This window comes from Prauserella aidingensis, from assembly GCF_024171865.1.
GTDB classification, from domain to species: domain Bacteria; phylum Actinomycetota; class Actinomycetes; order Mycobacteriales; family Pseudonocardiaceae; genus Prauserella; species Prauserella aidingensis.
On the sequence record NZ_JAMTCN010000027.1, the window covers coordinates 19,407 to 39,759 of the forward strand.

21 protein-coding genes, 1 tRNA gene and 1 pseudogene are annotated in these 20,353 nt (G+C 70.6%); 8 read left to right on the plus strand and 15 right to left on the minus strand.

Going from position 1 to position 20,353, the window contains the following annotated elements:
* Positions 1–38: 38 nt before the first annotated feature.
* Positions 39–767, plus strand: a complete 729-nt coding sequence (locus LY13_RS21210; protein ID WP_253830369.1) for an MIP/aquaporin family protein — start codon at positions 39–41, stop codon at positions 765–767.
* Between the two features lie 80 nt (positions 768–847).
* Here LY13_RS21210 and LY13_RS21215 read toward each other — a convergent pair whose 3' ends face one another.
* From LY13_RS21215 to LY13_RS21230, 4 genes are all read right to left on the minus strand, one after another.
* Entirely contained in the window at positions 848–1,492 is a 645-nt protein-coding gene (locus LY13_RS21215) for a sulfite exporter TauE/SafE family protein (RefSeq protein ID WP_308216379.1), read from the minus strand.
* Between the two features lie 213 nt (positions 1,493–1,705).
* Entirely contained in the window at positions 1,706–2,302 is a 597-nt protein-coding gene (locus LY13_RS21220) for a rhodanese-like domain-containing protein (RefSeq protein ID WP_253830370.1), read from the minus strand.
* 56 nt (positions 2,303–2,358) lie between these two features.
* Entirely contained in the window at positions 2,359–3,777 is a 1,419-nt protein-coding gene (locus tag LY13_RS21225) for an MBL fold metallo-hydrolase (RefSeq protein WP_253830371.1), read from the minus strand.
* 244 nt (positions 3,778–4,021) lie between these two features.
* Complete coding sequence (locus LY13_RS21230) at positions 4,022–4,291, minus strand: metal-sensitive transcriptional regulator (RefSeq protein ID WP_253830372.1); 270 nt, start codon at positions 4,289–4,291, stop codon at positions 4,022–4,024.
* 276 nt (positions 4,292–4,567) lie between these two features.
* Here LY13_RS21230 and LY13_RS21235 point away from each other — a divergent pair, with 276 nt between their 5' ends.
* From LY13_RS21235 to LY13_RS25765, 3 genes are all read left to right on the plus strand, one after another.
* On the plus strand, positions 4,568–6,079 hold the full coding sequence (locus tag LY13_RS21235; RefSeq protein ID WP_253830373.1) for an SLC13 family permease: 1,512 nt from the start codon (positions 4,568–4,570) through the stop codon (positions 6,077–6,079).
* Positions 6,080–6,116: 37 nt separating this feature from the next.
* Positions 6,117–6,350, plus strand: coding sequence for a helix-turn-helix domain-containing protein (locus tag LY13_RS26215; RefSeq protein ID WP_372493870.1), 234 nt, complete (start codon positions 6,117–6,119; stop codon positions 6,348–6,350).
* Between the two features lie 262 nt (positions 6,351–6,612).
* A complete protein-coding gene (locus LY13_RS25765; RefSeq protein WP_301299456.1) occupies positions 6,613–8,394 on the plus strand; it encodes a phosphatase PAP2 family protein in 1,782 nt (593 codons plus the stop codon).
* A gap of 340 nt (positions 8,395–8,734) precedes the next feature.
* On the opposite strand, the gene LY13_RS21250 is transcribed toward LY13_RS25765, so the two are convergent.
* From LY13_RS21250 to LY13_RS21270, 5 genes are all read right to left on the minus strand, one after another.
* Positions 8,735–8,807, minus strand: a tRNA-Ala gene (locus LY13_RS21250).
* Positions 8,808–8,887: 80 nt separating this feature from the next.
* On the minus strand, positions 8,888–9,907 hold the full coding sequence (gene sepX / locus LY13_RS21255) for a divisome protein SepX/GlpR (RefSeq protein ID WP_253830374.1): 1,020 nt from the start codon (positions 9,905–9,907) through the stop codon (positions 8,888–8,890).
* A gap of 199 nt (positions 9,908–10,106) precedes the next feature.
* Positions 10,107–10,775: a GNAT family N-acetyltransferase gene (locus tag LY13_RS21260; RefSeq protein ID WP_253830375.1), complete on the minus strand. Its 669-nt coding sequence runs from the start codon at positions 10,773–10,775 to the stop codon at positions 10,107–10,109.
* 19 nt (positions 10,776–10,794) lie between these two features.
* Positions 10,795–12,078 (minus strand): molybdotransferase-like divisome protein Glp, encoded by a 1,284-nt coding sequence (gene glp / locus LY13_RS21265; protein WP_253830376.1) that lies wholly within the window; start codon positions 12,076–12,078, stop codon positions 10,795–10,797.
* Positions 12,078–12,980 carry a UTP--glucose-1-phosphate uridylyltransferase gene (locus LY13_RS21270; RefSeq protein ID WP_253830377.1) on the minus strand — a complete coding sequence of 301 codons (903 nt, stop codon included), beginning with the start codon at positions 12,978–12,980 and terminating at the stop codon, positions 12,078–12,080. The genes glp and LY13_RS21270 overlap by 1 nt, the downstream gene beginning before the upstream one ends.
* Before the next feature lie 168 nt (positions 12,981–13,148).
* Between LY13_RS21270 and LY13_RS21275 the strand changes: the two genes are divergently transcribed.
* Together LY13_RS21275 and LY13_RS26050 are read left to right on the plus strand one after the other, a co-directional pair.
* Positions 13,149–13,769, plus strand: a complete 621-nt coding sequence (locus LY13_RS21275) for a 5-formyltetrahydrofolate cyclo-ligase (RefSeq protein WP_253830378.1) — start codon at positions 13,149–13,151, stop codon at positions 13,767–13,769.
* A gap of 138 nt (positions 13,770–13,907) precedes the next feature.
* A pseudogene (locus LY13_RS26050) lies at positions 13,908–14,048 on the plus strand (FmdB family zinc ribbon protein); the annotation flags it as partial.
* Between the two features lie 14 nt (positions 14,049–14,062).
* Here the strand turns inward: LY13_RS26050 and LY13_RS26055 are convergent.
* On the minus strand, positions 14,063–14,380 hold the full coding sequence (locus tag LY13_RS26055; protein WP_308216380.1) for a hypothetical protein: 318 nt from the start codon (positions 14,378–14,380) through the stop codon (positions 14,063–14,065).
* 274 nt (positions 14,381–14,654) lie between these two features.
* Here LY13_RS26055 and LY13_RS21285 point away from each other — a divergent pair, with 274 nt between their 5' ends.
* On the plus strand, positions 14,655–15,311 hold the full coding sequence (locus tag LY13_RS21285) for an SAF domain-containing protein (protein WP_253830380.1): 657 nt from the start codon (positions 14,655–14,657) through the stop codon (positions 15,309–15,311).
* Between the two features lie 33 nt (positions 15,312–15,344).
* Positions 15,345–15,752: a large-conductance mechanosensitive channel protein MscL gene (gene mscL, locus LY13_RS21290; protein WP_253830381.1), complete on the plus strand. Its 408-nt coding sequence runs from the start codon at positions 15,345–15,347 to the stop codon at positions 15,750–15,752.
* 9 nt (positions 15,753–15,761) lie between these two features.
* On the opposite strand, the gene LY13_RS21295 is transcribed toward mscL, so the two are convergent.
* The 5 genes from LY13_RS21295 to LY13_RS21315 form a co-directional block, all read right to left on the minus strand.
* Complete coding sequence (locus LY13_RS21295; RefSeq protein WP_253830416.1) at positions 15,762–16,007, minus strand: hypothetical protein; 246 nt, start codon at positions 16,005–16,007, stop codon at positions 15,762–15,764.
* A gap of 16 nt (positions 16,008–16,023) precedes the next feature.
* A complete protein-coding gene (locus LY13_RS21300; protein WP_183649701.1) occupies positions 16,024–16,524 on the minus strand; it encodes a MogA/MoaB family molybdenum cofactor biosynthesis protein in 501 nt (166 codons plus the stop codon).
* 133 nt (positions 16,525–16,657) lie between these two features.
* Positions 16,658–18,271, minus strand: a complete 1,614-nt coding sequence (locus tag LY13_RS21305) for a S1C family serine protease (protein ID WP_253830382.1) — start codon at positions 18,269–18,271, stop codon at positions 16,658–16,660.
* Positions 18,272–18,349: 78 nt separating this feature from the next.
* On the minus strand, positions 18,350–19,495 hold the full coding sequence (gene galT / locus LY13_RS21310) for a galactose-1-phosphate uridylyltransferase (RefSeq protein WP_372493871.1): 1,146 nt from the start codon (positions 19,493–19,495) through the stop codon (positions 18,350–18,352).
* Positions 19,492–20,289, minus strand: a complete 798-nt coding sequence (locus LY13_RS21315) for a DeoR/GlpR family DNA-binding transcription regulator (RefSeq protein ID WP_253830383.1) — start codon at positions 20,287–20,289, stop codon at positions 19,492–19,494. Before LY13_RS21315 ends, galT begins: the two co-directional genes overlap by 4 nt.
* Between the last annotated feature and the right edge of the window lie 64 nt (positions 20,290–20,353).

Here is a 20,353-nt window from a genome sequence, read left to right on the forward strand (position 1 = left end):
CCGGTGCCGCGCGTCTGCGGTGACCCGAAGGAGGCTCGATGGGGAGCATTCTCTTTTCCGAAACCATGGGCACCGCCCTGCTGGTCCTGCTGGGCTGCGGTGTCGGCGCCAACGTGAGCCTGGCGACGACGAAGGGGTTCGGCGGCGGCTGGCTGCTGATCAACTTCGGGTGGGGCCTCGCGGTGTTCGCCGGTGTGTACGCCGCCGCGTACTCCGGTGGGCACCTGAACCCGGCGGTGACGGCGGGGATCTGGATCGCGGGCAACGACCTCGCACCGGGCGTTCCCGCGACGCCGTGGCACGTCACCGTCTATCTGGCCGGGCAGCTGCTGGGCGCGATGCTCGGCGCCGTGCTGGTGTACCTGGCGTACAAGAAGCATTTCGACGCCGAGGAGGACCACTCCGGGACGTTGGGGGTGTTCGCCACCGGACCCGCGTTGCGCACGCCGGGTTGGAACGTGGTGACCGAGGCCATCGGCACGTTCGTGCTCGTGTACGTGGTGCTGGTGTTCGGCAACACGCCGACGGGGCTCGGCCCGCTGGCGGTCGCGTTGCTGGTCGTCGGCATCGGCGCGTCGCTCGGCGGCCCGACCGGGTACGCCATCAACCCGGCACGTGACCTCGGCCCGCGCATCGTGTATGCGCTGTTGCCCATGGGACGTCGTGAAGGCGCCGACTGGTCGTACAGCTGGATCCCGATCGTCGGGCCACTGCTCGGCGGAGCCGTGGCAGGCCTCCTGTTCCACGTGACGCCCGCCGTCACCTGACACGGAAGCCCCACGTCGACGAGCCCGCACTCCGGCGATCCGCCGGGGTGCGGGCTCGTTCTCGTCGCGGCCGCCTGCCGTCATCCCACTGCCGACGGATTGACCACCGCAGCCGTGGCGACGAACACCGCCACGGCCAACACGACGACGGCGAACCAGCGGCGGACCGTGGCCGCGTCCAGCTTCGCCGACCACCGTGCGGCCACGACTGACACGACCAACGCCGCACCGGCGAACAGCAGCAGAATTCGGTAGTCGATGTCACCGGCCGTGCCCGCGTGCGCGGTGAATCCGGCAGCCGAGTTGATCAGAACGACCACCAACGACGTCGCGACCGCCTGCTGGGCGCCCAGGCCCAGCAACAGGGTGAGAGCCGGTACGACGACAAAACCTCCGCCGACACCGAACAATCCCGTCAACACCCCGACGGCCGCACCCGTCAACACCGATTTGGGAAGACAGGTACGCCAACTGATCGCGCCCTGCACTGTCCGGCAGGCACCGCTCTGAGCTTCCTCGCCGCGCAGCATGCGTACCGCGACGACAACCATGAGTACGGCGAACGCCACCAGCAGCCAGCGTTGTGGCAGCAGCTTCCCGAGGGCGGTGCCCCCGAACGCGGCGGGCACACCGGCCGCACCGAACACCGACGCGACGGGCCACCACACCGACGTCCGGCGCTCGCGCGGCAGCACCGCTCCCACCGAGGGCAGGGCGACCACCACCAGGGACGTCGGAACGGCGGTCTCCCAGGGGCAGTCCCACGCCGTAGACCAGCGCCGGCACCGCGAGGATCGAACCACCGGCACCGAGCAATCCCAGCGCCAACCCGATTGCGGCGCCGAATATCGCGGACAACAGCAACGAAAGCACCTATCCGCCCAACGGGACGGTCGGCAACCGCCCGCGCCGTGTGCGAAGTCGCGGACCCACCGGTCTCAGTCCCGGCCTTCGACGCGGCTGCCACCGGTGAGCGCTTCGATGAGCGACTGGTCCTCGGTGCGGGACGTGCGGTTGTGCGGCAGCATTCCGAGCGCACGCGACATCGCGCACGTGTTGCTCACCGCCGCGAACGTCAAACCGGCACCGGCGAACCCTGCGATCCACTTGAGCGGTTCGTAGGCGATGCTCGCCACCACGCCGGTCAGCACGAGCAACCCGGCCGCCAGCCGGACCTGCCGCTCCATGGCCCAGGTGCCGCGTCCCCGGTTGAGCTCACCGCCCTGCTGTTCCCAACCGGCGATACCGCCGTGCAGCACGCTCAGCCGCTCCAGCCCGGCACTTTCCATCAGACCGCGTGCCTGTTCGGCACGGGCGCCCGAGGCGCACACGAGTACCACCGGGTCACCGAGCCGGGTTGTGAGCTCCTTGCGGTGTTCCCGCAACAGACCGAGGGGGACGTTGTAGGAACCCGGGATGTGCAACGAAGCGAACTCCCCGGGTGCGCGCACGTCGATCAGCCGGATCCGGGGATCGACGTCCCGTAGCTCGCGGACCTGTGTGGCGTCGACGGTCGTGGGCAATGCGTGGGGCACGCGTGCGGTACCTCGCAATCGTTTCGGTGATGCGGACTGTCCGGCGATGTGCACTGTCAGATTCCGTCGGTCAACGGCACGTCGGCCTGGCCGGCGCCGTCGAACATGTCGTCGATGACTACGACCGTGCGGCCCGCGGCTTCGAGCAGCGACGCTGCGGCGGTGGCGCGGTAACCGCTTCCGCAATGCACCCAGACCGCACCGGCCGGAACCTCACCGAGCCGGTCCTTGAGCTCGTAGAGCGGGACATGCACGGCACCGGTGACGTGCCGGGCGCCGAACTCGTTGTTGGTCCGGACGTCCAACACCACCTCCGGTGCCGGAAGCCCGGTGGGATCGCCACCCAGCGCCGCGGCCAGATCGCCGAAGGTCGCTGTCGGAGTGCTGCGCACCTGCCCGGGATCGGCTGCCAGCTCCTCCGGAGGCCCGACCGCTGCCGCGGCGAACTTGTCGATGCCGATGCGGGTCAGCTCACGCTGAGCCTCGCCGACCTGCTCACGCGACTCGCCCAGCAGGGTTATCGGAGCGCCCCAGTCGATCATCCAGCCGAGCCAGGTCGCCATCGGCCCGTCCAGTCCGAGACTGACGGTGCCGGCGAGATGCGAGACGACGTAAGCCTTGCGAGACCGCAGGTCGACGACCCACTCGCCGTGCTCCAGGCGACGCCGCAGCTCCTCCGGATCCGCACGAACCGGCTCGCGCAGGTCAAGCGGCTCCGGCCCGCTGGTGTTCTGCACACCCATGTGCGCGTAGTACGCCGGATAGGCGTCCAGCCCGGAGAGCGTCTGTTCGACGAACTCGCCCTCCGACAGTGTCAGCGCAGGGTTGATGCGCTTCTGCTCACCAAGGGTTGCCGAGTCGCCCGAGGCCTGAGCGGCCGAGCAGAAGCTGCCGAATCCATGGGTGGGCCAGATCTGGGCGCCGTCCGGAAGGTTCTCGGCGAGCCGCTGCGCCGATGCGTACTGGTGACGCGCCAGGTCCTCACTGTGCTGTTCCCCGAGAAGGTCGGTACGCCCTGTGGTACCGAACAGCAGCGACCCGCCGGTGAACACGCCCACCGGTCCGTCCCGGCCTTCCAGCACATAAGAGAGGTGGTGGAACGTGTGCCCCGGAGTGCCCACCGCCCGCACCCGCATTCGCGCCGAGAGTTCCACGACGTCGCCGTCCGACAGCGGCCTGCGGTCGAATGGCACCTCGTCGGCGGCCGCCACCCCGTAGTCCGCCCCGGTCAGCCGGGCCAGCTCGAGGCCACCGGACACGTAGTCGTTGTGCACATGCGTTTCCAGCACCAGCACGATCCGGGCACCCAGCCGCCCGGCGGCCGCGATCACCCGGTCGACGTCCCGCTGTGGGTCGACGACCACCGCGACGCCGCCGTCGGTGGCGATATAGCTCCGGTCCCCCAGCGACGACGTCTCGATGACCTCCACGACCGGAGCGTCGGCCGCCCGTTCGGCCTGTTTCGTCGTATCCACCGTCGAACTCCCCTTTCACTCTCGCGTGCTGTTTCGATCGAACTCCGACGCCCCGCGGACGACGTGGCCGCGCGTGCGGGCCGCACCCGTCCCCTGCCGGTCCGGGACTGCGCCCGACCGACGATCGGTCCGCAACGACGGCGCCGCCTCCCGCGTTCACTCACTCGGACAAAGTCTCCCCATAAACCCCCGGGGGTATGTTCAAGGCAGTCGGCCCCGATTCACACCCTCCCGAGAGGCCCGCTCAGGCGAGCGCCAGGAACAGGCGCTCCAACTCCTGCTCGGTCATCGGCGGTTCGTCGCCATCGTCGTGCGCCTGCTGACAATGCCGCATACCACTGGCGACGATCTTGAACCCGGCACGGTCCAGGGCACGAGAGACGGCCGCCAACTGCGTCAACACCTCGGCGCAGTCGCGCCCCTCCTCGATCGCCTCGATCACACCACTCAACTGCCCTCGCGCCCGACGCAGGCGGGTCAGGGCATCGCCCACCATCTCCGGTTTCATCTCCATCCGCACCCATCTCCTTTCTCGTTGCTTCCAACGTAACAAACCCCCGGGGGTATTCCAATCAGCCGAATTGCGCCCGGACCAAGAACCTGTCGACGACGGAAACGACGACCGAAGGGGACAGTCCGTTGCGTCCGCGCGTCGGTACCCGCGGGGCCGCAACGGACCCGGAAGTCGTCCAGCGCCTCCCGAGGCCACCGCCCCGAAACGCACGGGCAACGGACTGGACACAACGGTTGCCGATCACGGTAGATTGCCGTCCGATTCGGGAGGTGTTCGATGTCACAAACTGCCAGTGAGTCGGGATCCGCGGGCGGTGACGCGGAGGCGGTAGGCGGCAACACGCGGCGGTGGATCGGGTTGGCACTCGGCCCGGTGCTCGCGGCGCTGGTGTACGTCCTGCTGCCGAACTCGTTGTCGGCGGACGGCAAGGCGGCCGCCGCGATCGCCGTCGTGATGGCCACCTGGTGGGTCACGGAGGCGATCCCGCTCGCGGCGACGGCGCTGTTGCCGCTGGTGCTGTTCCCGTTGTTCGGCGTGGCCGAGGTCGACGACGTCACCGCGCCGTACGCCAACGACATCATCTTCCTGTTCATGGGCGGGTTCATCATCGGGCTCGCCATGCAGCGCTGGGACCTGCACAAGAGGTTCGCGTTGCGCACGGTGCTGCTGGTGGGGACCAGCCCGGTGCGGCTCATCGCCGGGTTCATGATCGCCACGGCGTTCATGAGCATGTGGGTCAGCAACACCGCGACCGCGGTGATGATGCTGCCCGTGGGTGTGTCCGTCCTCGGCCTGGTGCTGCAGTTGGGCAACGGCAAGGGCGACACGAACTTCGCCACGGCGTTGATGCTCGGCATCGCCTACGCCGCGTCGATCGGCTCGCTGAGCACGATCATCGGCACACCGCCGAACGCCGTGCTGGTCGGTTATCTCAGCGAGCAGGGCATCTCCATCGGGTTCGGCCAGTGGATGCTGTTCGGCCTGCCGCTCGCCGTCGTGTTCCTCTTCCTCGCGTGGCTGATCCTCGCAAAGGTCGTCTTCCGGCCGAAGCTCAGCGAACTGCCCGGGGGCCGGGACCTCATTCGCGAGCAGCTGGAGGAGCTCGGCCCGATGTCGCGCGGCGAGAAGAACGCCCTCGCCGTGTTCGTCGGCGCGGCCGCGGCGTGGATCATCCTGCCGCTGCTCGCGGACGAGGAGATCATGGGCAGCGCCGCGTTCACCTGGCTCGAGTACGCCGACGACAGCGTGATCGCGATGATCGCGTCGGTGTTGCTGTTCGTCCTGCCCGTGCGGCGCGGGGTGCGCACGATGGACTGGGACACGGCCAAGCAGCTGCCGTGGGGCATCCTGCTGCTGTTCGGCGGTGGGTTGGCGCTGTCGAAACAGTTCGAGGACACCGGCTTCGCGACCTGGCTCGGTGATCAGGTCGCGAACCTCGACGTGCTGCCGACGATCCTGTTCGTCGCCGCCGCGGTGGTGATCGTGCTGTTCATGACGGAGCTGACGAGCAACACGGCGATGTCCAGCATCTTCGTGCCGATCCTCGGCGCGGTGGCAGTCGGCCTGGGCATGGACGTGATGCTGCTGGTCGTGCCGGCGGCGCTCGCCGCGACGTGCGCCTTCATGCTGCCGGTCGCCACGCCGCCGAACGCGATCGTGTTCGGTTCCGGGCACGTCACCATCGGCCAGATGGTCAAGGGCGGCGTCTGGTTGAACGTGATCGGCGTCGTGCTCGTCACGGTGGCCGTCTACACCCTGGGTGGATGGATGCTCGGCATCTCGTTGTGACCCGCCTCGGGCGGTGACATGCGGCGGCGGCCGGCCTGTGAACGAGTTCTGGGTCGGCCGCCGCCCGCGTGCCCCAGGCGGCCTACCTCAACAGCTCGTCCTCGAACGGCAGGGTGATGTCTCGGCGACCGCTGCAGCCATGAACGTGCACCGCACGACGCTGTATTACCGCCTTCGCCAAGCCTGCCGGATCCTCGGGGAGGATCCGGCAGGGCACGCACGGTTCCGCATCCACGCCGCCCTTCGCTTCGCCCGGCTGTGCTGGCTGTAGAGCGACCTTCTCGCCGGAGTTCGCGCAACCTCCTCCGGATGGACGAACGGAAGGTACACATCGGACGGACGCACGCTCCCGGACCTTCGCGCCGTGGACATCGTCGTCCGGCCACCGCCCTCGACGCTGTGCATCTCGGCGCTGTGCGCCTCGCCGGTGGTGAAGCGTCGCCCTGGCCGGTCGCGACACCGTGGACTCGGCTTCCCGGTGAAGCCACGCTCCGTTCACCTCACCGACGACGACAAGGGTGAGTGTGCCCGACATGTCCAGTGATCCTTTCGGCCGCCGCACCTTCCTGCGCGGCACCGCCCTCGCCGCCGCCGCGCCCGCCGTCCTGGCGATCTCGCCCACCGGCGTGGCGTCCGCGGAGCGGTTCACCCCGTTCGTCGATGCCTACCGGACCAACAACACCGACAACCTCACCCCCGAGTCCAACGCCGCGGTCCGTGCCCTGTCGGGCATGAGCGAGCTCTGGCGAACGGGCACGGAGTGGGACAACGGCACGGCCCTCGCGCCGAAGGTGCTGCGCGAGAACATCCGCTACACCGAGCGGACCACCCGCCGGCGCACCGTGGACGAGGCCAAGCAGTCGTTCATCGACGACCGCCGCCACAAGAGCTACTCGATGATCCGGGGCCTGGGCCCGTTGGCCGAGGCATACCGCGAGGGGGCGCAGGCCGTCACCTCGATCGTCGACGCCCCGGACGGCACCCCGCCCGGGAAGATCTCCGACACGCTGCCCGACGACGCCCCGGTCGGTTCGGCCCTGGGCGCGGGCTCGGAAAGCTCGGAGCTCGGACCGGTGGCGCTGCTGGTCAATACGGTCCGCGGGCCGCACTCGTCGAGCAACCCGTCCAAGTACTCGTTCAACTATCCGCGCCCGTGGCGGCTCAACGACCGCAACGAGGTGGTCGACACCGGGCGGGTCGACGAGTTCGGTTTCCCCGTCTACGACTCGAAGGTCGTGGTCGCCCCGCAGCTGCTGCGTCAGCGCGGCGACGACCCGTCCGGCGACGGCGGTTTCCCCAGCGGCCACACGAACGCGGGCTGGCTGGCGGCGTTCGCCTACGCCTACGCGCTGCCCGAGCGGTACCAGGAGCTCATGGTGGCCGCGGCTGACCTGGGGCACACCCGCATCGTCGCGGGCATGCACTCGCCGATCAGCGTGGTGGGCGGGCGTGTCCTGGCGACCGCGTTGGCGGCGGCGATCCTCGCCGACCCGGTGAACGCCGAGATCAAGGCTGCCGCGCGGGAGCGGGCTGTGGACTACTTCACGACCGTCACCGGCAACGACGACCTCTACGAAGCGGCGCACACCGGTGACGATCCGTACGGCGACCGCGAGGAGAACCGGCGGCGGACCATGCCGCGGATGACCTACCTCTCCCCGGTCGACCGCCACGACGACAGTTCCATGCGTGCCCCCGAGGGCAGCGAGTCGCTGCTGGAAACCCGGTTCCCTTATCTGTCCGGCCGGGACCGGCGCGCGGTACTGGAGTCCACCGCACTTCCGGCGGGCTACCCACTGCTCGACGGGCCCGAGCAGTGGGGACGGCTCGATCTGTTCACCGCGGCGGACGGTTTCGGCGAACTCGTCCGTCCGATGCGGGTCGTCATGGACTCGGCACAGCGCGGGTTCCACGCACGCGACACGTGGCGCAACGACATCGGTGGTCGGGGCGGCCTGACCAAGGCGGGCAGCGGCACGCTGGTGCTGCGCGGTGCCAACTCGTATCGCGGCGGCACGCGCGTCGAGGGCGGCACGTTGGTGGCGGCGTCGCGATCGGCGCTGGGCAGCGGTGACCTCTACGTGGCGCCGGGTGTGTCCCTCGGCGCGACGCTGGGCACGACCGTCGAGGTCGACGGGGCGGCCCGGATCGGCCGCGGCGCCGCGCTCGACGTCACCGCCCCCGAGCAGCGCCTCGGCGGCCACCACACAGTGCTACGAGCGCGGCACGTGACCGGCGAGTTCGCCGAGGTCCGCGTCAACGGCCGCCGCGTCGAGGCCGAACACACCAAGCACGCCGTCACGATCCGGCTCTGACGGCCGCAGCTGCCGGGCATCCGCCCGGGCCGGACCGACCACGGCCCTGGCCCGGGCGGGTTCCGTTTTCGGCCTGGTCGATCGATCGGTTGCCGCGCCCTGCCGCACTGTCAGCCGGCCGACACGGCGGTGGGGGTGGAAAACCGCTGATCGCGACCTCTGCGCCGGTCCACGCAACCGCACCGGATCACACGAGCTCACACTGGGCTGGTCCAAGATCAACGCAGCGACGCTGGGGCAGGAGAAGCTCGCACCGTGGGGTCTGCGGGGCTCGGCCCCGCAAAACTATGGCGGAACGCAAAATGGCGAGTGCTCTCCGCGAGCACTCGCCATCCATGCGTGGAGCTGAGGGGAATCGAACCCCTGACCTTCTCGATGCGAACGAGACGCGCTACCAACTGCGCTACAGCCCCGGGTTGTGAAGTTGTTGCCCTCTTGATGAGTGCTCGATGAGCATAGCAACCCGTGCCATGCCCATCGAGCGAGGGGGTCCCTATTCGCCTGCGGCCCGCCGGTAGGGCAGTTCGCCCGGGTCGCCGAGCTCGTGGAAGGCGGGGTCCTCGTCGTCGAGGTCGACGACGACGGCGTTCCGCGGGGGTCGCGGGGCACGGCGGCGTTCGACGTCGACGAGTTCGGGGCCTTGCCGGTCGCGGTCGCGGCGGGGTTCAGGACGGTCGTCGGGACGCCCGCGACGCGGTTCGGCGGTGTCGCGCGCGGCACGCACGTCGCGCACGTCACGGGCGTCACGAGGGTCCCTGTCGTCCTCGGCGTCCCATTCGGGTTCGGGGGCGCGCCGCCGGGAGGCGCCGGCGTAGCGGGCCATGCGGCGTTCGCGGATCTCCTCCTCGATGCGCACCTGGCGCCGCAGGTAGGCGAGGTACCCGACGAGGGCCACGTCGACGGCGCCGTGCAGCCACCACACCATCGGCAGCACGGCAGCGGCGACGACCGCGCTGGCGACGGCCGCGATGAGCAGGAACAGCACGACCCGCTGGCGGTACGCGTACTTGGCGCGCGCGTTCATCTCGGCGGCCTCGGGGTCGAATCCGCCGCGGCCGGGCCGGTACCGCCTCGGGGCTGGTTCCTCCTCGGGGAGGTCACCGGCGTCGTCGACGTCGTAGTCGGAATCGGCGCCCCGGGAGTCGGTGGAGCCGGCGGCGGCTCGGCGTCCGAACCAGCGCTTGCGCGGCTCGGCGGGCTCGTCGTCGGGGTCGTCGTAGTCGTGGTCGACGTCGTAGTCGTCGGCGGCGTCGTCCTCGGTGTCGTGGCCGCTGTCGTGGTCGTCGTAGTCGACGGCCTCGTCGAACTCGTCGTCACGGTCGTCACGACCGCCGGCGTTCCGGGTCATGGCGAACTCCCTTCGCCCGTTGTTGCGCGTACCGCTCCGCACGATCCGGCCGGCCAGCGCCGCATCGCTGGTCTGTGTGACCTCCTGACGCTTCCGCGCCACCATGGGAACGAGAACGACAAGCCACGCAGCGGCGAGCCCGATAATGATCAACGAGCTTGGCATCTCCCGTCACCTCCCCGACCTGTCGGTCGTCCGCGTTGCCGCGCAGCCCTCGGGCCGCCCCACTCCCCTTGTCCGCAGAGCGCTTTGTCTCCACGCTGACAAATCACCACGTTAGCCACACGAGTAACAGAAGACCCGGAGACGCGCCGGAGCCATCTTTGATTCCTGTCACTGGATCAGGTAGCGGAAGCGCGAGGAATTAACTCGAATGGACGTGTGCCGCGCGACCTGCGGCTACGAGGCGTTCCACCAGGCCGTTGCCGGTTTCCTCCGCGGTGATGGCGTAGACGATGTGGTCGCGCCATTCACCCGTCACGTTGAGATAGCGTTCGAACAGGCCCTCTTTCCGGAACCCCACCTTCGTGAGGACCCGAACGCTCGCGGCATTCTCCGGACGCACGGTGGCCTCCAGCCGGTGCAGCCGTCCCGGCCCGAACGCGTGGTCCGTCATCATCGCGACCGCCGCGGTGGCGATGCCCCGGTCTGCGAGGTCCGACGTGACCCAGTAGCCGACCCAGGCCGAGCGCAGCGCCGCACGGACGATGTTGCCCACGGTGATCTGCCCCGCGAAGTCGCCGTCGACCTCGATCGCCAGCGGCAGACACTGGCCGCGACGGGCCAGCGCCCGCAGCTGCGTGCACTGCGGAGGCCACGCCCAGCCGGAGTTGCGTTCCTCCCACGTGCCGGTGCCTGTGGGCTCCCAGCGTTCCAGGTAGTTGCGGTCGCGCAGCCGCAGCCTGCTCCAGGCACTCGCGTCGCGCCAGCGCACGGGCCGCAACCGCACCTCGGCGCCGTCGACGATCAGCGGCAACGGGCGGGCGGGCCAGCCGGGATGCTGCGATTCGCCGAGCGGCTCGCGCTCCGACATCGCCCGTTCCGCTCCCCGTTCAGGCCCGCTGGGCCAGGAAGGTCACCTTGACCTGCTCGCCCGCGGGCAGTTCGGTGAGTTCCTCGTCGACGTTGATCAGGCAGTTCGCCTCGGCGAGCGAGGCGAGCAGGTGCGCACCCGACGTGCCGAGCGGCTGCACCAGGTACTCGCCGTTGGTCTCGTCGCGCAGCAGCTGCCCCCGCAGGAACCCCTTCCGGCCCCCCGTCGAGACCACCGGCGACAGCAACCGCGCGTCGACGGCACGGCGGTGCGGGTTCTTCGTGCCGCGGGCCGCGCGGATCAGCGGGCGGATCATGACCTCGAAGACCACGAGGGCGCTCATCGGATTCGCGGGCAGCAGGAACGTCGGCACCGAGTCGGGGCCGAGCCTGCCGAAGCCCTGCACCGAGCCGGGGTGCATGGCGATGCGGCGCACGTCCAGGTCACCCAGGTCCGACAGGGCCGCGTACACCTCGTTGCCCGTCGTCCCGCCTGCGCCACCCGCGACGACGACCACCTCGGACATGAGCAGCCTGCCCTCGACCGTCTCGCGCAGGCGTTTCGGGTCGAGCGGGACGATCCCCACGCGGCTGACCTCGGCGCCCGCATCGCGCGCGGCGGCGGCCAACGCGTAGGAGTTGACGTCGTAGACCTGCCCCACCGACGGGGTGCGGTCGACGTCGACGAGCTCGTCACCCACCGAGATGATCGACACCCTGGGCCGCGGGTAGACCAGCACCTTCGACCGGCCGACGGCCGCGAGCAGCCCCACCTGCGCCGAACCGATCGTGTCGCCCGCGCGCACCGCGACGTCACCGATCTGCACGTCCTCGCCCGTCCTGCGCACGTAGCCCGCCGACGGCACGGCCCGCTGCACGGTGACGTTCGCCTGGTGGCCGTCGGTGAAGGCCGTGGGCACGACCGCGTCCGCCAGCGTCGGCAGCGGCGCACCCGTGGCGACCCGCACCGCCTGGCCCGGCTGCAGCCGCCGGGGCTGCCGCGACCCTGCCTGGATCTCGCCGACCACCGGCAGCTGCACCGGCTCCTCGCCCGCGGTGCGCACGTCGACACTGCGCACCGCATAGCCGTCCACCGCCGACTGGTCGAACCCGGGCAACGCCTGCTCGGCGACGACCTCCTCGGCACACGGCAGCCCCTGCGACTCGGAGATCGCCACCCGCACCGGGTTGGGACGCACCGCCGCCGAGAGGGCACGGTTCAGCTGCTCGGCGACCGGCCGGAAGTCCTCGGCGGGCAGATCCGGAACGGCGGTCACCGTGGTGGTCGGCTCGAGTTCGCTCATCAGTCGACGTTCTCGATTCGCTGCTTCAGCCAGTCACGCAGGGCGGGGCCGTACTCCTCGTCGGCCAGTGCGAAGTCGACGGCCGCACGCAGGAACCCGCCCGGGTTGCCGAGGTCGTGCCTGCCGCCGCGGTGCACGACGACGTGCACCGGGTGTCCCTCGTCGATCAGCAGCGCCACGGCGTCGGTGAGCTGCAGCTCGCCGCCGCTGCCGGGGCCGATCCGGTCGAGGGCGTCGAAGATCGCGCGGTCGAGCAGGTACCGGCCCGCCGCGGCGTACGTCGACGGCGCGTCCTCCGGAGCCGGCTTCTCGACCATGCCGTGCACCTGCTTGACGTCGCCGTCGTCGGTGTCACTGACGTCGAACACGCCGTACGGGGAGATCCGTTCCTTCGGGATGTCGAACGCGCACAGCACGCTGCCGCCGAATCGGGAGCGCACCTCGGCCATCTTCGACAGCACGCCCGTCGGCAGCACCAGGTCGTCCGGCAGGAGCACGGCCACCGCGTCGTCCTCGTCGGTCAGCACCGGTCCTGCCTGCGCCACCGCGTGCCCGAGACCGAGGGCCTCCTCCTGGATCGCCACGTCGACGTCGATCAGTCCCGGAGCCCTGCGCACCTTCTCGAGCAGCGCGTCCTTGCCCTTCTTCTCGAGGGCTTCCTCGAGGTCGGGGCGGGACTGGAAGTAGTCGACGACGGCCTGCTTGTCCGGAGACGTCACCACGACCATGCGCCGCGCCCCGGCTTCGGCCGCCTCGCCCGCGACCAGCTCGATACCCGGAGTGTCCACCACGGGCAGCAGTTCCTTCGGCACCGCCTTGGTGGCCGGCAGGAATCTGGTCCCGAGGCCCGCAGCCGGGACGATGGCCGTACGGAAGGTGTTCGTAGTAATGGGACCGGTCATGGGCGTGAAGCCTAGCCTGAACGTGCGATTCAAGCCGACAATGACAGGCTGACAGCGACAGTCGGCAACCGACGAAATGCGCACAAGACCACGTTCGCGTCGCATTTCGCCCACGCTCGCCGGCCCGACGTACCCACCGACCCCGGGTCAGCCCTGGAAAGGAAGGCCGTGAACACGCCCCAGCCGGAGCACGTGACCGGAGACGCAGGCAAGCGGGAGTGGCGCCGCGCGATCAGCGGTGCCCGTTCCGCCGTGTCGGCCCAACAGCAGGTCGCCGAGGCCAACGCGCTCGCGGCGGCGATCCCCGGGCTGCTCGACGGGCTGCGGTCGCCGACCGTCTGCGGTTACGTGCCGTTCGGGTCCGAACCGGGGTCGATCGGCCTGCTCGATGTGGTCCGCAACACCGGTGCGCGGGTGCTGTTGCCGATCGTGCCCGACGAGCCCGGCCCGCTGGAGTGGGCGGAGTACACGGGCACGGCGAGCCTGGTGCCGGGGCGATACCGCGGCATCCTCGAACCGGGTGGTCCCCGACTCGGTGCGGCGGCGATCGGCGACGCGGCGGTGGTGCTCGTCCCCGCACTGGGCGTCGACCGGCAGGGCGCACGACTCGGCAGGGGCGCCGGCTTCTACGACCGGTCGCTGGTGTTCGCGGGTGCCGAAGCCCGACTGGTGGCCGTGGTGCGCGACGACGAGCTGGTCGACCGGCTGCCCGCCGAACCCCACGACGTGCGCATGAACGGCGTGCTCACACCCGGGAACGGCCTGGTCACCCTGCCGCTGGAGCAGTGAGCCCGGCCACTGGGCAGCCGAACCACGAGCCCCGGTGATCGTGGTGTGACCTGGGCCTGATTGCCATGCCGGAATGCGGTGGAGCACAATCTCGTTAGCACTCTGAGGAGTCGAGTGCCAACGCCTGAAGGAGCACCTGTGCCGACCTATCAATACGCCTGCAAACAGTGTGACCATCAGTTCGAGGTGGTCCAGTCGTTCTCCGACGACAGCCTCACCGAATGCCCCGAGTGCCAGGGCATGCTGCGCAAGCTGTACGGGGCCGTCGGCGTGATCTTCAAGGGCAGCGGCTTCTACCGGAACGATTCGCGCTCCGGCAACGGCAGCTCGGGCGGCTCGCAGGCGCCCGCGGCGTCGTCGGGCGAATCGGGGTCGACGAGCTCGGACTCGAGCTCCGGCGGGGGTTCCGACTCGAGCTCGTCGTCCAGCTCGTCCGGTTCGTCCAGCGACTCCTCGTCGTCGACGTCCTCCACCGGTTCGTCGACGAGCTCGTCGTCGACCTCCGCGTCGACGTCCGCCGCCTCCTGAGCACGCGCGGGCCCGTCCCGCGAACCGGCTCCCCGCAGGGCTCGCACCTGCAGGCGGCGGCACCCCTCCGAGCCCCCGGGCATGCGCACTCCGCACCCGGGGGCTTGTTCGTGTCCTGACAACGCCCCGAGCAACGGGGTGTGCCTCCATGGGCACCCCGGGGCGTCGAGTGCGGCCTGCTTCAGCGCCCTCGGGACGGTGAGACCGGGTCCCGATGACCGGAGCGGTGCAGTTGTCCACAACGACCCGGTTATCCACAGGCAGGCCGTCGGGGTCTTCCGCACCACCTGCGCACCTCCCTAGCGTCGATCGAACCGAGACCGGCGTCGTCCGGACCGATCCGACGAGGAGGCATCCGTGACCATTCCCTTCGCGCGCCAGGTCGCGCAGCTGACGACCGCGGTGCGCGCGCGGCCCGTGCCCGTGCTGCGACGGGTCCTCGCCGTCGCGCTCCTGCTGGTCGCGGCGCTGATCGCCGCCCGTCCTGCCACCGCGGGCGACGACGACACCCGGCCGACCCTCGTGTTCGCCCGCGATCTCGCGCTCGGCAGCACGCTGCGACCGGGCGATGTCCGGGTCGCCGACGTCCCGGCACGACTCCGGCCGTCCGGTGCGCTGCGAAAACCGGACGACATCACCGGACAACACCTGGTGGGCGTCGCTCGCGAGGGTGAACCTGTCACGGATGCACGCCTACTGGATCGCGCTCCCACACCTGCGGGAACCGTGACCGTTCCGGTCAGACTGGATGATCCGGACGTCGCTCCGCTCCTGCGTTCCGGCTCACGGGTGGACATCGTCGCCGCAGGCCCCGACACCGCCGCCACGCCCGCGAAACGTGTCCTGGCCAGCGAGGTTCCGGTCCTGTCGGTCCTCGCGCCGGACGCCTCGGGCGATTCCGTACCGGGCTCGTCCGACGAAGGACCCCTCGTGCTCGTCGCCGCCCGGCCGGAACCCGCGGCCCGACTCGCCGCTTCCGCCGCCGACCGGCCCGTCACGGTTACGCTCCGCTAGCCAAGGGATGTCCAATGTGGAAGGGAGCGCGACGTGCTGAAGGGCTTCAAGGAATTCCTGATGCGCGGCAACATCGTCGAACTCGCGGTCGCCGTCGTGATCGGTACGGCGTTCACCGCGATCGTCACGGCGTTCACCGAGAGTCTGATCCAACCGCTGATCAACGCGATGGGCGGCAGCGAAGGTGCCCAGGGGCTCGGCGTGCGGATCCTGGAGGAGAACCCCAGCACGTTCCTCGACTTCGGCACCGTGATCAACGCGGCGATCAACTTCGTCATCGTGGCCGCCGTCGTCTACTTCCTGGTCGTCGTGCCGTTCCAGAAGCTGCAGGAACGCCGCAGGCGCGGTCAGGAGGCCGAGGACATGCCACCGACCGACACGGAGCTGCTCACCGAGATCCGCGACCTGCTCAGGGACCGGCAGGGCGACCCGCGCAGCTGATTCGCGGAGTCACCGGTCGTGATGCGGCGGCCGGTTCTCCAGGTACCAGTCCTCGGACGTGGCGGGGCCTCGTTGCGGGTCCCGCTCGTCGGAGGTCGTCTCCGGCAGCACCTCGCCGAACACCTCCGCGATCCGCGTGCGCGCCGCCCGCCGGGACGCCTCCGACCGCGACGGCGCCTCCGGCGGCTCGGTGCGTTCCGGCTGTCCGGTGCGTTCCGCCGACTCGGCGGGGTCCGGCGAGGACGGATCGGTCATGGCGGACGGGTCCCGCTCAGTCCCCGCTGAGGCCGGACAGTTCGCCGATGACGTACGGCAGCAGCGTCGACAACGTCGCCATGCCGTCGCGCACCGCGGGCCTCGATCCGGCCAGGTTGACCACCAGCGTGCTGCCGGACAGCCCGACGAGGCCGCGCGAGACGCCCGCGTCGACGGCACCCGCCGCCAGCCCGGAGGAACGCAACGCCTCGGCGATGCCCGGCACCGGACGGTCGAGGACACCCGACGTCGCGTCGGGCGTCACGTCGCGCGGTGCCACGCCGGTGCCGCCGACGGTGAGCACGAGGTCCACACCACCGATCACGGCGGTGTTGAGCGCGTTGCGGATCTCGACGATGTCGGCGCGGACGACCACCGAACCGTCGACGATGAAGCCCGCCTCCTCGAGCAGTTCCGTGACGAGCGGGCCGATCGAGTCGTCGGTCTCCCCTTGGGCGGTGCGGTCGTCGACCACGACCACCAGCGCGCGGCCGAGCCGCTGTGCACTCCGTTCCATGATCCCTACCGTAGTGGTCCGTCCGTCGGCCTGCGCGTGTGCCGCGCGTGCGACGGTCGCAGGCCGCGACGCAGTGCGCCGCGGCCTGCGGCTGTTGGTCTCGGCCGCGCGCCGCGGCCGAGCGATCGGGAGGTCAGTTCGTACCGACCGGTTGGCCGCCCAGTGTCACGTCGACCGTCCGCCCACCTTGGAGCGTGAGCGTGACCTTCTGTCCGGGTGCGCGGGTGCGGACCGCGGCGACCAGTGTGTCGGAGTCGTCGACGCGCCGCTCGCCGATCTTCACGACCACGTCGCCGCCCTTCAGCCCCGCCTTCTCCGCGGGACTGTCGGGCTGCACCTCGGCGATCTGGGCGCCGCCCTGCCTGGCGTCCCGCACCATCGCACCGATGAACGTCTGCGTGGCGTGCCCGTCCTGCATGATGTCGTCCGCGGTACGCCGCGCCTGGTCGATCGGGATGGCGAAGCCGATGCCGACGTTGCCGCTCTCCTGCGACGCACCCGACGACGGGCTGTAGATCGCCGAGTTGATCCCGATGATGCGGCCCTTCATGTCCACCAACGGCCCGCCCGAGTTGCCGGGGTTGATCGCGGCGTCGGTCTGGATCGCGTCCATGACCGTCGCCTGGTCGCCCTGACTGCCCGCCGACACGGGCCGGTGCAGCGAACTGACGATGCCCGACGTCACCGTGCCCGCGAGCTCGTACGGCGAGCCGATGGCGACCACCTGCTGTCCGACCCGCAGGTCGTCCGACCGGCCCAGTTCGACGGCCGGGAGGTTGCTCACGTTCTCGGCCTTGACGACCGCGATGTCGGTCGTCGGGTCCCGGCCCACGACCTTCGCCGACGTGGTCTGCCCGTCGTTGAAGACCACCTGGATCTGACCGCCCTCGGCGGCGCCCGCGATCACGTGGTTGTTGGTCAGCACGTAGCCGTCGTCACTGATGATGAAGCCGGAGCCCTCGCCCGCGCCCTGCGAGCTCACCGTTTTGAGCTGCACGACGCTGGGGCTGACCTTCTGAGCCACCGCGGAGGCCGACCCGTCCGGCGCGTTGCCGGTCTGCTTCGCGGGCCGCGCCTGGTCGAGCGAGCTGACCGACGAGCCCGAGGCTCCGTCGGCCGCGAGGTAACCGCCGAGGGTGCCGGCACCGCCACCCACCAGGAGCGCCAGTACGGCGACCCCCACGACGAGCTTCGTCCTGCCGCCGCCCCGGCCGGGCTTGCCGCCGCCCGCCTGCACCGGCGCCATGCCGGGCACGCCGTGGCCCTGCACACCCCCTGCGTCGCCCGTGTCCGGGCCGCCGGGATACGGCTGCGCACCGGGCGGCGCGTACGGATTCCCGTATCCGCCGGTCTGCCCGGCCTGCTGTTCGTGCGAGGCCTGCGCGTGCGGCGAACCACCGGCGTATCCGGCGGACGCGGCGTGCTCACCCTGCGAGTGCCGGACCTCCTGCCCGTACGCCTGCCCTGGCTGCCCGTACGCCTGCCCGGGGTGCGGCTGCTGCGCGGCCTGCCGCTCCTGCGAAGCGGCGTCGGCCTGCCCCGCCCCCTCCGCCGACCACGGACTGGAAGTCGCACCGGCCGCGCCCTGGGGCGGTGGCACCTGGGACTGTGGCGCCTGGGACTGCGCACCCTGGGACGCCGCACCCTGGGACTGCGCGGGACCGCCCTGCGCCGGGAAGCCCGACGACGGAGTGACGGTGTCGTCCGAGTCGCTGCCTTCCGAGAAGGTGGGGTCGTTCTCGCTCATGCCCCCATCATGGGTCATGCGCCTGAGAGCGCGCTGAAATCAGGCTGTGGACCCGCCGTGGCTTCCCGGAGTTCCGACTCAGCCCGTCGCCGCACCGGTGCCTGCGACACCGCCGGCCTCGCCGGTCCCACCGGCCTCGCGGAGGCGCCGGGCGATCTGCTCCGGGGTCGCGTCGTTGATCCACACGGCCATGCCGGATTCCGAGCCTGCGAGGTATTTGAGCTTGTCGGCCGAGCGCAACACCGACAGCAGCTCCAGGTGCAGCCACGACAGCTCCGGGTCGGTGTCCCGCGGCGCCTGGTACCACCCCGCGACGTACGGCAGCGGCTTGCCGTACAGCCCGTCGCACCGGCCGAGGACCTGCAGATAGACGCGGGCGAAGTCGTCCCGCTCGGCGCCGGTCAGCTCGGTCAGGTCCGACACCTGGCGGTGCGGCACGACCTGCACCTGCACGGGCCACCGGGCCGCGGGCGGCACGAAAGCCGTCCAGTGCTCGCCTTCGGCCACGACCCGTTCGCCCGAGTCGCGTTCGGCCGCGAGCACGTCACCGAGGACGTGGCGGCCGTGGTGCTCGCGGTACTCCTCAGCCGTCGCCAGCATGCGCTCGGTGCGCGGCGTGACGAACGGGTAGCCGTAGATCTGGCCGTGCGGGTGCGACAGCGTCACCCCGATCTCCTCGCCGCGGTTCTCGAACGGGAAGACCTGGCGGACGCCGTCGAGCCGGGACAACGCCGCGGTGCGGTCGGCCCACACGTCGACGACCGTCCGCACGCGCTCGCGGCTCAGCTCGCCGAACGACCCGGCGTGATCGCTGGTGAAGCACACGACCTCGCACCGGCCGGTGCCCGGGGCGGAGGGGACGATCCCGGCCCCGTCGACGGTCGTCTCGCCCGTGCCGTCGACCCGCTCGGCGAACGACGGGAAGCGGTTCTCGAACACGACCACGTCGTAGTCGCTCTCCGGAACCTCGCTGGGCGTCCCGGGCGAGCTGGGGCACAGCGGGCACAGGTCGGCCGGCGGCTTGTAGGTGCGGGTCTGCCGGTGCGCGGCCATCGCCACCCATTCGCCCGTCAACGGGTCGCGGCGGATCTCGGACGCCGCCGTCACCTCCGGGAGGTCACGCGTGTCGTCGGCGGTGCGCTCCGGAGCGTCCGGGGTGTCGTCGAAGTAGACGATCTCCCGGCCGTCGGCGAGCCGGCGCGACGTCTTCCGCAGCACGCTCATTCGCCTGCCTCCGGGCTCGTCGAGACATCGGCGATGACGAGTTCGCCGACGTGTTCGGACAGGGTCGCCCGCGCGTCGTCGGGCAGGTCGGCGTCACTGACGACGACGCTCGCGTCGGCCAGGTCGGCGATCGTGGAGATGCCGACCGTGCCCCACTTCGTGTGGTCGGCCAGCACGACGAGCTTGCGCGCGGATTCCATCAGCGCGCGGTCGGTCTCTCCCTCGGTGAGGTTCGGCGTGGTGAATCCGGGCCCGTCGGCCATGCCGTGCACGCCGAGGAACACCATGTCGAGGTGGAGGTTGCGGATGCTCTGCACCGCGACCGGTCCGACGAGCGCGTCGGACGGCGTCCGCACGCCCCCGGTGAGGATCACCGTGCGGCCCGGCTGCGGGGATTCGTGCAGCACGTCGGCGATCCGCACGGAGTTGGTGACGACGGTCAGGTCGGCGATGCCGGCGAGCGCGCGGGCGAACGTCCAGGTGGTCGTGCCCGCGGACAGGCCGATGGCGCTGCCGGGGTGTACGAGTTCGGCCGCGCGCGCCGCGATGGCCTCCTTGTGGTCCTGCTGCTGCACGGACTTGGCTTCGAAGCCGGGCTCGTCGGTGCTGCGGTCGCCGATCGTCGTGGCCCCGCCGTACACCTTCTCCACGAGGCCGCGGCCCGCCAGCACGTCGAGGTCACGGCGCACGGTCATGTCGGACACGCCGAGCCGTTCGACGAGGTCGCTCACGCGGACCGCACCGGTTCGCCGCGCCTCCTCGAGGATGATCGCTTGTCGCTGCCGCGCCAGCACACCGTCTCCCACCGTCCGGCGCCGGACACCGCCGACGCCCACAAACCGAACCCAACTGAACAAA

Coding starts and splice junctions, on each gene's coding strand:
- LY13_RS21210 (WP_253830369.1), top strand. CDS start 39: ATGGGGAGCATTCTCTTTTCCGAAACCATGGGCACCGCCCTGCTGGTC.
- LY13_RS21230 (WP_253830372.1), bottom strand. CDS start 4,291: ATGGAGATGAAACCGGAGATGGTGGGCGATGCCCTGACCCGCCTGCGT.
- LY13_RS21235 (WP_253830373.1), top strand. CDS start 4,568: ATGTCACAAACTGCCAGTGAGTCGGGATCCGCGGGCGGTGACGCGGAG.
- LY13_RS25765 (WP_301299456.1), top strand. CDS start 6,613: ATGTCCAGTGATCCTTTCGGCCGCCGCACCTTCCTGCGCGGCACCGCC.
- sepX (WP_253830374.1), bottom strand. CDS start 9,907: ATGCCAAGCTCGTTGATCATTATCGGGCTCGCCGCTGCGTGGCTTGTC.
- LY13_RS21260 (WP_253830375.1), bottom strand. CDS start 10,775: ATGTCGGAGCGCGAGCCGCTCGGCGAATCGCAGCATCCCGGCTGGCCC.
- glp (WP_253830376.1), bottom strand. CDS start 12,078: ATGAGCGAACTCGAGCCGACCACCACGGTGACCGCCGTTCCGGATCTG.
- LY13_RS21270 (WP_253830377.1), bottom strand. CDS start 12,980: ATGACCGGTCCCATTACTACGAACACCTTCCGTACGGCCATCGTCCCG.
- LY13_RS26055 (WP_308216380.1), bottom strand. CDS start 14,380: ATGCCCGGGGGCTCGGAGGGGTGCCGCCGCCTGCAGGTGCGAGCCCTG.
- LY13_RS21295 (WP_253830416.1), bottom strand. CDS start 16,007: ATGACCGATCCGTCCTCGCCGGACCCCGCCGAGTCGGCGGAACGCACC.
- LY13_RS21300 (WP_183649701.1), bottom strand. CDS start 16,524: ATGGAACGGAGTGCACAGCGGCTCGGCCGCGCGCTGGTGGTCGTGGTC.
- LY13_RS21305 (WP_253830382.1), bottom strand. CDS start 18,271: ATGAGCGAGAACGACCCCACCTTCTCGGAAGGCAGCGACTCGGACGAC.
- galT (WP_372493871.1), bottom strand. CDS start 19,495: ATGAGCGTGCTGCGGAAGACGTCGCGCCGGCTCGCCGACGGCCGGGAG.